This is a genomic window from Bacillus sp. TE8-1, from assembly GCF_008368855.1.
GTDB classification, from domain to species: Bacteria; Bacillota; Bacilli; order Bacillales; family Bacillaceae_G; genus Bacillus_A; species Bacillus_A cereus.
In genome coordinates this window covers 1-10,323 of sequence record NZ_QPET01000047.1, presented here as the reverse complement: position 1 = coordinate 10,323, position 10,323 = coordinate 1, and the positions used below count along the sequence as shown (strand labels likewise).

The following is a 10,323-nucleotide window of genomic DNA, read 5'->3' as shown; positions in this document are numbered from 1 at the left end:
GTTCCATCTAGTTATATTATTCCTTTTAAATTAATTATAGCTATCAGCTATTACCATAAACTCTTTTAATAATACACCGCCTTCATACACTTTAACTTTTATTTTTCCAGCACTTAAATTAGTTAATCTCCCTTTATGAGAATCAACTTCCCAATGTCCGGTTTCACCAGATAATTTATAGTAATATTCGTTACTACCTGTATTTTTATTATATTTTACAGGTAAATTATAATACTGAAATTCCTTTATTCGATAACAAACGGTATTATTTGGACATGCTTCTTTTTTAGCTAATTTACTTGTGGGTAATTGTTGGCTATTATCTGCTGCAAATACTCCAACTGATCCAGAGAATAAAATGCCTGTGGTTAATACACCGACTACTATTTTTTTGAACATATTTACATCTCCTTTGATTTAAAAAAATTTTTAAATTAACTTGTTTTTTCTATAAATAAAACAAAAAACTAACATATTAAATTGTTAACTACTCTTAAAAACGCCTTTTTAATTTTGTGAAAGTTTCCTTTCATCATTTAAAAGCTGTAATATACCAAATAGCAATTACATTTCCATTTTTATCGAGTACTCTGCCTTCAGCTGCTCCTTCTTCATATGCTGTTACAACACCAGTTTTAGGGTTGACATAAATTTTATTTTTACTAAATAAGACATATTTGTATTGATTTCCGCTTGGCGTCATTGACCAAGGTTTCCCCACTTTAATGTGCATAAATTCACCTTGCACATCAGATACTTGATAAACCAATTTTGTTGATTCTGGATTGTTTACTGCAGCGTAAGTTTTAGTAGTAGCAAAAGTTCCTAAACCTCCAATTCCAATGGTAGCTGCTAACGCAATTCCAACAAATTTTTTTATGTGATAATACCTCCTTTTTTAATTCATACCTGTATATTAAACGGTTAGTCTTTCATGTCACTTTCATTTACCTTACAATAACCTTAAATGTATTTTTGAAAATTCTGACTGATGCGAGGGAGAGTATGAAAAAAAATATATTAATTGTTGATGATGACAAAGATATTGTTGATCTTTTAAAGCTTTTTTTAGAAATGGAGAATTTTTTTGTTGTAGAGGCTTCAAATGGTGAAGGTGCTTTAAAGTGTCTAGAAGAAAATCATATCGATTTAGCTATTGTTGATATTATGATGCCTAAAATGGATGGTTATCAATTAATTAAAAAGATTCGTGAGACGTTACAATTCCCAATACTTATATTGTCAGCTAAATCTCAAGAAGTAGATAAAATTATAGGTTTAGGGATTGGAGCAGATGACTTCATTACAAAGCCATTTAGTGCTTTAGAAATTATAGCTAGAGTTCAAGCTCATCTTAGAAGGTCCTATGAATTTAATGATAAGGCTGTAGAAGGTAAGGAGAAGCAAATTCATATGGGTGATTTAGTATTAGATCATCATTCTTGTACACTCTATAAATCAAGCGAAACCATTACTCTCAGTGCTACGGAATATAAAATCTTAACACTTTTTATGGGGGATCCAGGGAGAATATTTACTAAAAAACAAATTTTTGAAAGTGTATGGTCTGATTATTACTGTGCAGATGATAATACAATTATGGTTCATATTAGTAGACTACGAGAAAAATTAGAGGATTCTCCTAAGAATCCAGTTTATATAAAAACGATTCGGGGGCTTGGGTATAGATTTGCTAGGAAGGAAGAACTTTATGAAAAATAAAGTTTTATATATCTTAATTAAAAATTACGTTATATTTGCACTAGCAATAGGTTTCACGGTAATAATTTTATTTATATTTTTGATGTACCAAACAGAGAAGCAACTAGGAAAGCTAAATAATTTAAAAGCAAGTGAAGTAGTGCGTGAAAACTTTGAAACTATTAATTCAGAATCAATAAAATCATTTGGTGGTTGGGTAGAAATTCTTAATGAAAATTTACAAGTTATCTATACCAAAGGGGAAAAGAAGGATCAGCTTTTATCATATTCACAAAGAGAATTTGCTACTTTATTTTTTGATAATGATAAGCTCCCTTATTATTCATCTGTAGCAACATTTGTAACGAAAAAAGGTGAAACATTATATTGCCTTGTTAAGGTTCCTAAAAAAGCAATAAAGTATGAATATACGTTTTCTGATAAAAATGAGGAATACGTATATGTTTTTTATAGGATATTTTTTTCTACAATTGTTTTATTTTTTATATTTTTCTCTATGAATGTATATATATTTAGTAGGCAAATTGCTAGGAAAATAACTAGGCCATTGGATAAGCTAGCAACTGGATTTGAGGAAATTGCTAGTGGGAAATATGACAAAAGGTTAAACTATGAAACATATTTTGAGTTAATGCAAATACAACATTCGTTTAATGTTATGTCGGAAAAACTCGATAAAATAGAGAAAGAGAAGAAGAGGTTGGAAGAAACCAAGCAGAAGATGCTTGTAGATTTGTCTCATGATTTAAGGACACCAATTACAACCGTTCAAGGTTATGTTGAAGCATTACAACTAGGGATCATTACTGAAAAAAGTGAAAGAGAAAGAACTTTGAATGTAATATATAATAAGATTCGAATCATTGCGGTATTAACTGAAGATATTTTTGAACTGTCTAAATTAGAGCATTCTGATTACCCTTTTGAAATACATCCAACTGATGTATCTGAGTTTATTCGTGAATTGCTTGTAGAATATTATGATTTATTTCAAGCGAAGCGCTTAATCCTTCAATATCAAATTCCCTTTAAAGAAGTGATTGCTCCAATTAACAACAGGTTACTATCCCGTGCTATCTCTAACATAATATCTAATGCTCTACAGTATAATACGGCAGGTACGACCGTGTTTGTTTCGTTAATTGAGGATGAAAGCAAAGTCTATATAAACATCATAGATAATGGAATTGGAATACCTGAGGATATGAAACAAAGTATTTTTGATGCATTTGTTCGAGTAGATGATTCTCGAGAAAATAATGGGGGATCAGGTCTTGGATTAACTATTGCTAAGCATATAGTAGAAAAACATGGAGGGAGCATAAATTTAGATAGTACAAAGAAAAAAACACATTTCTGTATTTCTTTACCTAAATGCAGTGTGTAAATATCTTATGAAAAGTGTTAGTAAGTTAAATGGTTGAATAAAGAGAAAACGCACGATTTAGTTCCTTTAAACTTAACTCTGGTTCATATAAAATGGAAGCTTTACAGTTTACAAAATAAAAAAGGTGCTTATTTCAATTTCTTGTTTTATCATTTTAGTCAAGATAGTTCCTTTAAAACATGGTATAGATAATCAGTACGATTAAAGGAGAGATATTAGTCATTGCTTATCAATGGTAAGGTAGACGTATAGGATTTAACAAAGAACACATGCAACAATACAAATAATAATTTGTATGTGAACGTAAAAAATACCAAGACTGCCCTGGAGAGGAGGGGGTCTTGGTATTTTTTATTGGTTTTCTATTGTAGGGTGTTAAAAAATTTTTAAGTTAATGAATGTGGAGTCTCGCCACATAATAAAAAGGTAGGAATATATTTAATATATTTCTACCCTTGATTTTATTGAGTTTAGCATCTATGATCTAAATATCACAGAAGGTAGTTTTCTTTTATACTTCTATATCTTTCCCTTCTGCTACCACTGTATCTCGCCACAACACAAGTAGTTTTCTAAATTCAGAGGTCTCAATTTTACATTGGTTATTTGGAGCACTCATAAATAAGTTAATAGCACTGGTGTAATTAGGTTCAATGTAGACTGCTGCTACGTTCCCTTCTATTTCATATTGCGGAACTTTTTGGTCTACTACATTATCTAAAATTTGTATATACTCATCTGCTTCATCATCTAAAATATCTTCCAAGAAATGAGAAATTATAGAAATTTCTTTTGGCAAACGTATTCTTAATCCGCCAAGTCCATCACGATAAAATTCGTATGTATATTTCATTTTTTACCTCCTAGTATAAACAGGATATGCTGTTATTATCTCATTATTTTGTATAATCATTTCTACTTTAAATCCGTGGGATGTTTGTCCTACATATCTAACTGTATCGACTTGAATCTTATTATCGTATGCTTCTTTGATAGAATCAAGTACCTGTACTCTATCCCAATCCTTAGGGGAAAATGAAGAAAGCGCGTTTTTTGTTTCACCGTCTACTTTTACTTTTGCTCTATATACTCCCGCAGAATTTGGTGCATGGGTAATTCTAACTATTTCTCCTCCACCCATCATACTTTCATGGTGATATCCAACAGCTTTTAGTCCTCACCATTTTTGTTTTAGTTCCCCATGAAAAAGGTGCTCCATAAGTGATGAATCAAAACTATACGGAACATTGCCATCATTAGTTCTGCTACTATTAATTCTTCCACTACTAGCAAATTGATAGGTAGAGAGTTTTTCTTCAGCTTGTTTAAAGTCTGGTGTGTCAAATCTAGATCGCAAACCATCTCCACCAGCTAAAGCAAATCGATCTTTTAATGGTAAGTGGCTTGAAATATAAGGTGTATCACCTGAAAATTTCGTTAACTTTACAGAGTCTCCAAGGGAAGTTACTTTTCCAATTTGGCCTGCTCCTTTATCTCCAAGCCATCCTAAACCAAACTCCATAAAAATATTTGTTCCCCATTGCACCCATACCTGCTACTGGCATAACTTGCTTCGTAACTTCAGTATTTGTTCTAATAGTTCTATTTCAACTACATCTGTTGAAGAGATCCTTAATTGAAATTCGGTAAGAAAAGCTTCATTCTTATCATTAAGAGCTATCAATTCCTTACTAGAAATATTTGATACATTGAAATATTCTTACATGGTATAATTTTCATGATGATTTTGGAACTAGAAGGGGTTTAAATGATGGGAAACTTTCAAAGTAATTTTCAAACAGCTACACAAATTGCTACACAAATGAAAAATGCATCGGATACAATTCAAGGTGCGACAAATCGTTCTATAACAAAGGCGAGCCGTACTACACTATCTGTTAATGCTCAGGCGCAAGAAGTGAATCAACAAATGCTAGATTTAACTAGACAATTTTGTGGGGCCTTTCAACAAGCAATTGATAATATTCATTTAGTAGCTAAGGATTTTGAAAGAATGGATAACGAACTACAAAAGACATTTCGCTAATATGGCAACCTACGGTAAAGGGAGAAGGGTAGGGGGGAATAAGATGAGTCAAGATGTGGAAAAACAAATAAATGAATTTAATCATGAATTACGGATAGTATTTGAAAAACAGGATCGAAATCAAAAAGAGATTCAAATCCAGAGACAAGCAGAAATGGACTTTCACGAATTGAGAAATCGAAATAGTCGTTTATTTAATAGGATTTTAGAAACATGGCATGGTGATAAAGATGTTTCTCATTTTTTTATGAATAAGCTTCAAGAGTCGCAACATATTGAGCGGAAATTAACATTGGAATTGGAAAATCAAAAAGAAACATTACTTAAAGAAAGACGCAATCTTATTGATTTAGAAACCGACCTTACCTATCGGCAACAGCGATTAAAAAGGGAGGACAAAGCATGAGTTTAAATATGTATTTAGGGGAAGTACAAAATCAGACCCAAAGCATGAATGCTGTATGTGTCGCTACTATCCAAGCTATGGAGCAAGCAATCCAATCAATTGATACCTTTGCAACTGATACGGTTTTGCAAGGACAAACATATAGTAGTGCAAAAATATTTTTTATCCAAACTTTTCGTCCTTTAGCACAAGGGATCATTTATTTATGTGAGGAATTAATTCATCAAAATGATGCGTTTCCAAGCGATTTTCAATCACAAGTTGCTTCCACAGATGTCATCGAACAAGAAATAAGAGAGCAAATTCAAGAAATTAATCGAATGATCTCAAGTATAGAATCGATCAGTATTGCTACAGTGTTGCCTGGAATAGATGCCATGGTTATTGTTTTAGTGGAGATGAGAAAAAAACTGCAAGAAAAATTAGAGCATCTATATGAATTTAACTATACATCCAGTAATAACTACAACACAGCTCTTCAACTCGTGGCTAGCCTTACTGCCGGCCTTGCTGAAGTCCAAAGCGGGAAAGGATTTAGTCCTGTAAGTGGTACGTTTAGTACACAAGGATTAAATATGGATTGGACCATTTCGATCCAAGAAATTGCTGATGAAAGAAAACGTCAAGTTGATAATCTTTTAAAGGAAGGATCAATGGAAGAGGGAGCGGTGTGCAAGAAACCTCCTGAAAAATCTACTTCTGAAAAAATTATAGATGGTATTTTAGAAGGTACAGGTCAAGCAGTTGAAGATACAATAGATGGTGTTGTGGCACTTGGTAAATGGGAAACATGGGAGAACATGGGGTACGCTTTTACTCATTTAAATGAAACCTTACCTGCTATGTGGAACACATTATCAGATTCGTTTATTAATGATGTAATAAATGGAGACGCTGAAAGTCGTGCTAAGTGGGGAAGTTATGCTTTTACACAAATTGGACTTGGACTTATTGGTGATAAGGGGATAAGTAAAGTCACTACATTAGCAAAAGGAGCAAAATTCTCTACGGGAATGTCTTCTTTCGTAAATAAATTGCCACTGACGGATCGGTTGGCATTTGCAGGTGCAAGTGGATTTGGAAGCAATCAAATAAAAACATTTAAAGTTTTACGCAAAGCTCGTGAAACATTTATGTTTTCCAAAACTAGTGGAAGAAGTAAAGTTAAAGATGTTCAAGAAGTAATTCAGGAATATGCAGATAAGGTTCTTGATAGAGTAGAGGTGAAAAACGAATATCCTGATTCTTATACAGCATCTCAAAAATTACGTGCAGAACTTAAAGATGCAGGAGTTGACACACCTCCATACCCTAATGCGGCACATCACATAGTACCTTGGAATGATAGTAGGGCTGTGGAAGCTCAGGAATTATTACAAGAGATAGGGATAAGTTATGATGCTGCGGTCAATGGGGTGTTTTTACCATATAAAATAAATGATTATGTAACTACTGAAGTTTTACATATAGGTAGCCACTCAAAAGAGTATATAAGAGAAGTAACAGAAAGATTGAATTCTGTTATAGAAATGGGTGGTACTCAAGCTGATATAGCTGAAGTGTTACATGGGATAAGAAGAGATTTATTAGAGGGTAATTTGCGATTAAATGAACCCAAGAAATAACTATATAAATGGCAATAATAAAGGAGAATATATATGAAGATTTGGCAATTAAAAAGCTCGACTGATGATTATGAAACCTTTCAATTATTGAACTATGAAGAGGATAAAAAATATTTTAAAACTAGTTTTAATTCTATGGTAAGTTTGTCAGATTCATGGACGCCTAAGTTTATTGAGGTAACAGATGAAGGGAAATCAAGCGATTCTCCTATTTTTTGGGGAAAGTCTGGTGTACAAATAATTAGTGAAAAAGCCAAGAATGTTTTAGAACCTATAGTAGGAGATAATATTGAATTTTTACCATTAATTCATAAACAAACAAACAAAAAATACTATGCTATACATGTTTTAAGGGTGTTGGAAGCACTTGATACTAATAAAACAATCTTTGATAAGTTAAGTTCAGGTTTAATAATAGGATGTAAAAAATTTGTATTTATTCCTTATGTTGTCCAGCACGAACCGATTTTTAAATTGAATATAAATGGGAAGGTACACCCTAACTATCTTTTAGTATCAGATCAATTCAAAAATGCAATTTTAGACAGTGAATTAAAAGGTTTTGAATTTACTGAAGTGTGGGATTCAGAAGAGGGTGCGTAAAGAAATCTAATTAGATTAGTAATATGAACCCATATCTAAGAGAGTAAAAAATAAAAAGCTTATGCACTTGTATAAGCTTTTTATTATGAATAAGTATAGTAATTTATATTCAAGATAAATTTTAGAATCACAAAGTAAATAGTAGTAAACGATTTTTTGCTACGTAATAATTTAGTTACTTTAGAAGATAAAAGAATAGTTAAGGGGAATAAGCATGAAAATATGGGCATTAAAGAGTGTATTAGATAACTATGAGTCTTTCCAGTTATTAAATTTTGAAGAAGACCACAAAAAATATATTGATGGAAAAATAAATTTGATAACTTATTTAACAAATTCATGGGGAAAAAAATATGTATAGTGTATTGAAGGAGATAATCATAGTGATTTCCCTAAATTTTGGGGAGGAACTGGTGCACCAATGATTAGTGAAAAAGCCAAGCAAGTACTTGAACCTTTAATAGGCGATAATGTTGAATTTTTACCACTCTTACGCAATTCAACTAGTGAGGTATATTACTTGATTCACGTGTTGAATGTACTAGATGCAATTGATGGAGATAAAGCAATCTTTAAAAAACTAATTACAGGCCGTATAGTAGGCTGTGAAAAGTTCGCATTTGATTTTAATATAGTTCAAAATGAAATGATTTTTAAAGTCTACATAAATGGAAAAATTCATCCGACGGTTGTCTTTATTTCAGACGAGTTGAAGGCTCTTATTGAACAAAGTGAATTAAAAGGTTTTGAATTTATTGAAGTGTGGGATTCGGAAGAGGGTGCCTAAATAATCTAATAAAATGCCCCTATATCTAATAGATTAAAAAATAAAGCATTAAATTCAAGAAACTTACACTATCGAAAAGAAATATAACTATTAAACTTACCATATGCATAAGTCAATTATAAGATCAGGGAAATTCAAATCTATGTGAATATTATCCATTTTTGTAAAAGACATTTATTGACACTTATGTATATAAGTAACTATACTCGTTACATCAAATTGAATACGTGATAATACGATTTCATTCTTATTACAAACATGTAAATATAAAAATAGAAAATCTCAATTTGATAAATACAATGGTAGAGGTGTTTATTTTAATGAAGCACAAATTAATTGCAACAGGTATCCTTGCAGGAGCTATATTATCCTATTCTTCTAATATTTTAGCAGATACTCATAAATTCCCTGATGTTCCTACATGGGCTGATAAATCCGTTAATTATTTAGTAGATAAACAGGTATTAAATGGTTATCCAGATGGAACTTTTGGTTCAAATGACTCATTAGACAGAGCTTCGGCTACAAAAATTATGACAAAAGTTTTAGGTATACAAATTGATCCTAATGCAAAACTATCTTTTACAGATTCACAAAACCACTGGGCTACTCCTTATATTGCTGCTGCTGAAAAAGCTGGGATTGTTAAAGGTGAAGGTAATGGAATTTTCAATCCATCCGGAAAAGTAACTCGCGCTGCTATGGCTACGATGCTAGTAAATGCATATAAACTACAAAGCACAGCAAATCATAACGAGCAGGTTAGATTTGAAGATTTAAAAGGGCATTGGGGAGAAAAACATGCCAATATTTTAATAGATTTAAAAATTTCTAATGGTACCGAGAACGGTTGGCAACCAAATAGATTTATAACACGTGCTGAAGCTGCTCAACTTACTGCAAAAACAGATATGTTACAACAAAATTTAAACGATGAAAAAGAGATTATTACTGCTACCTCATATGAAGATTTAAATTTAACAGTGGCTTCGAAAATTACAGCTCAAGAGATTGATAGCTTTATTGCGAAATATCATTCGGATAGTCCGTTAGTTGGCCATGGGCAAGATTTTATCAATGCGCAAAATCAATATGGCGTGAGTGCTCATTATTTAGCAGCGCATGCGATTTTAGAATCTGGATACGGAAAATCAGAAATCGCATATCAAAAACATAATCTATTCGGTCTACGTGCATATGATGGAGATCCTTTTAAATATGCGAAATATTTACCAAGCTACGGCGATAGCATTGCTTATAATGCTAATTATGTACGAGAAAGATATTTGGAAGAAAGCGGTATGTATTATAACGGGCCAACATTAACTGGCATGAACGTGAAATATGCATCAGATAAAGGCTGGGCTAAGAAAATTGCGGGTATTATGGAACGTATTAAACCGTTTCGTGTAGAAGACTATACATATGCAAAAAAATTACCAAAGAATCCTGAAACATTAGATGTCGACGCGTTATCTAATGAAATTCCATATAAAATGTATGCAGACGGTTCAAGCTCAAATGTTGTATCATCAGCTACTTACTATCAGGTACCTTATCCATTTAATTTAAAAATTAAAAGTAGACCAGATGTAGCTGTCGAGGAGAATAAAGTTGGTACAGTAACTCCTGGAACAACCATCTTTATTTATCGTGAAGATCCGAATGGATGGGTAGAATTCTCTTTTGAAGCTAATGGAGAAAAATATTGGACATTAAAAAATAAATTAAGTATGTAATTAAAAA

At 32.1% G+C, this 10,323-nt stretch carries 10 protein-coding genes and 2 pseudogenes; 8 read left to right on the top strand and 4 right to left on the bottom strand.

The annotated features are described in order from the left end of the window. Positions 1–30: 30 nt before the first annotated feature. The gene (locus tag DN404_RS29375) at positions 31–399 is read right to left on the bottom strand and encodes a hypothetical protein (protein ID WP_000473547.1); all 369 of its coding nucleotides are present in this window, start codon (positions 397–399) and stop codon (positions 31–33) included. A gap of 133 nt (positions 400–532) precedes the next feature. Next, positions 533–733, bottom strand: coding sequence for a hypothetical protein (locus DN404_RS31155; protein WP_000547727.1), 201 nt, complete (start codon positions 731–733; stop codon positions 533–535). A 272-nt stretch (positions 734–1,005) separates the two neighbouring features. On the opposite strand from DN404_RS31155, the gene DN404_RS29365 reads away from it, so the two are divergent. Both DN404_RS29365 and DN404_RS29360 read left to right on the top strand, forming a co-directional pair. Beyond that, positions 1,006–1,722 carry a response regulator transcription factor gene (locus DN404_RS29365; RefSeq protein ID WP_149215814.1) on the top strand — a complete coding sequence of 239 codons (717 nt, stop codon included), beginning with the start codon at positions 1,006–1,008 and terminating at the stop codon, positions 1,720–1,722. After that, positions 1,712–3,109 (top strand): sensor histidine kinase, encoded by a 1,398-nt coding sequence (locus DN404_RS29360; RefSeq protein ID WP_149215813.1) that lies wholly within the window; start codon positions 1,712–1,714, stop codon positions 3,107–3,109. The genes DN404_RS29365 and DN404_RS29360 overlap by 11 nt, the downstream gene beginning before the upstream one ends. 511 nt (positions 3,110–3,620) lie before the next feature. Here the strand turns inward: DN404_RS29360 and DN404_RS29355 are convergent. Continuing rightward, positions 3,621–3,962 (bottom strand): hypothetical protein, encoded by a 342-nt coding sequence (locus DN404_RS29355; protein WP_000878117.1) that lies wholly within the window; start codon positions 3,960–3,962, stop codon positions 3,621–3,623. Positions 3,963–3,965: 3 nt separating this feature from the next. Beyond that, positions 3,966–4,652: pseudogene (locus tag DN404_RS31390) on the bottom strand (EndoU domain-containing protein); the annotation flags it as partial. Between the two features lie 225 nt (positions 4,653–4,877). On the opposite strand from DN404_RS31390, the gene DN404_RS29340 reads away from it, so the two are divergent. The 6 genes and pseudogenes from DN404_RS29340 to DN404_RS29315 all read left to right on the top strand — a co-directional run bounded on the left by DN404_RS29340 (position 4,878) and on the right by DN404_RS29315 (position 10,316). Next, the gene (locus DN404_RS29340) at positions 4,878–5,156 is read left to right on the top strand and encodes a TIGR04197 family type VII secretion effector (protein WP_002083393.1); all 279 of its coding nucleotides are present in this window, start codon (positions 4,878–4,880) and stop codon (positions 5,154–5,156) included. A 43-nt stretch (positions 5,157–5,199) separates the two neighbouring features. Further along, positions 5,200–5,562, top strand: coding sequence for a DUF3958 family protein (locus DN404_RS29335; RefSeq protein WP_149215811.1), 363 nt, complete (start codon positions 5,200–5,202; stop codon positions 5,560–5,562). After that, positions 5,559–7,187 carry an AHH domain-containing protein gene (locus tag DN404_RS29330; RefSeq protein WP_149215810.1) on the top strand — a complete coding sequence of 543 codons (1,629 nt, stop codon included), beginning with the start codon at positions 5,559–5,561 and terminating at the stop codon, positions 7,185–7,187. The genes DN404_RS29335 and DN404_RS29330 overlap by 4 nt, the downstream gene beginning before the upstream one ends. A gap of 33 nt (positions 7,188–7,220) precedes the next feature. Then, entirely contained in the window at positions 7,221–7,790 is a 570-nt protein-coding gene (locus DN404_RS29325) for an imm11 family protein (RefSeq protein WP_149215809.1), read from the top strand. 214 nt (positions 7,791–8,004) lie between these two features. Continuing rightward, positions 8,005–8,577 (top strand): annotated as a pseudogene (locus DN404_RS29320) (imm11 family protein). A gap of 320 nt (positions 8,578–8,897) precedes the next feature. Next, positions 8,898–10,316, top strand: a complete 1,419-nt coding sequence (locus DN404_RS29315) for an S-layer homology domain-containing protein (RefSeq protein WP_149215808.1) — start codon at positions 8,898–8,900, stop codon at positions 10,314–10,316. The last annotated feature ends 7 nt before the right edge of the window (positions 10,317–10,323 follow it).

Coding starts and splice junctions, on each gene's coding strand:
- DN404_RS29375 (WP_000473547.1), bottom strand. CDS start 399: ATGTTCAAAAAAATAGTAGTCGGTGTATTAACCACAGGCATTTTATTC.
- DN404_RS31155 (WP_000547727.1), bottom strand. CDS start 733: ATGCACATTAAAGTGGGGAAACCTTGGTCAATGACGCCAAGCGGAAAT.
- DN404_RS29365 (WP_149215814.1), top strand. CDS start 1,006: ATGAAAAAAAATATATTAATTGTTGATGATGACAAAGATATTGTTGAT.
- DN404_RS29360 (WP_149215813.1), top strand. CDS start 1,712: ATGAAAAATAAAGTTTTATATATCTTAATTAAAAATTACGTTATATTT.
- DN404_RS29355 (WP_000878117.1), bottom strand. CDS start 3,962: ATGAAATATACATACGAATTTTATCGTGATGGACTTGGCGGATTAAGA.
- DN404_RS29340 (WP_002083393.1), top strand. CDS start 4,878: ATGATGGGAAACTTTCAAAGTAATTTTCAAACAGCTACACAAATTGCT.
- DN404_RS29335 (WP_149215811.1), top strand. CDS start 5,200: ATGAGTCAAGATGTGGAAAAACAAATAAATGAATTTAATCATGAATTA.
- DN404_RS29330 (WP_149215810.1), top strand. CDS start 5,559: ATGAGTTTAAATATGTATTTAGGGGAAGTACAAAATCAGACCCAAAGC.
- DN404_RS29325 (WP_149215809.1), top strand. CDS start 7,221: ATGAAGATTTGGCAATTAAAAAGCTCGACTGATGATTATGAAACCTTT.
- DN404_RS29315 (WP_149215808.1), top strand. CDS start 8,898: ATGAAGCACAAATTAATTGCAACAGGTATCCTTGCAGGAGCTATATTA.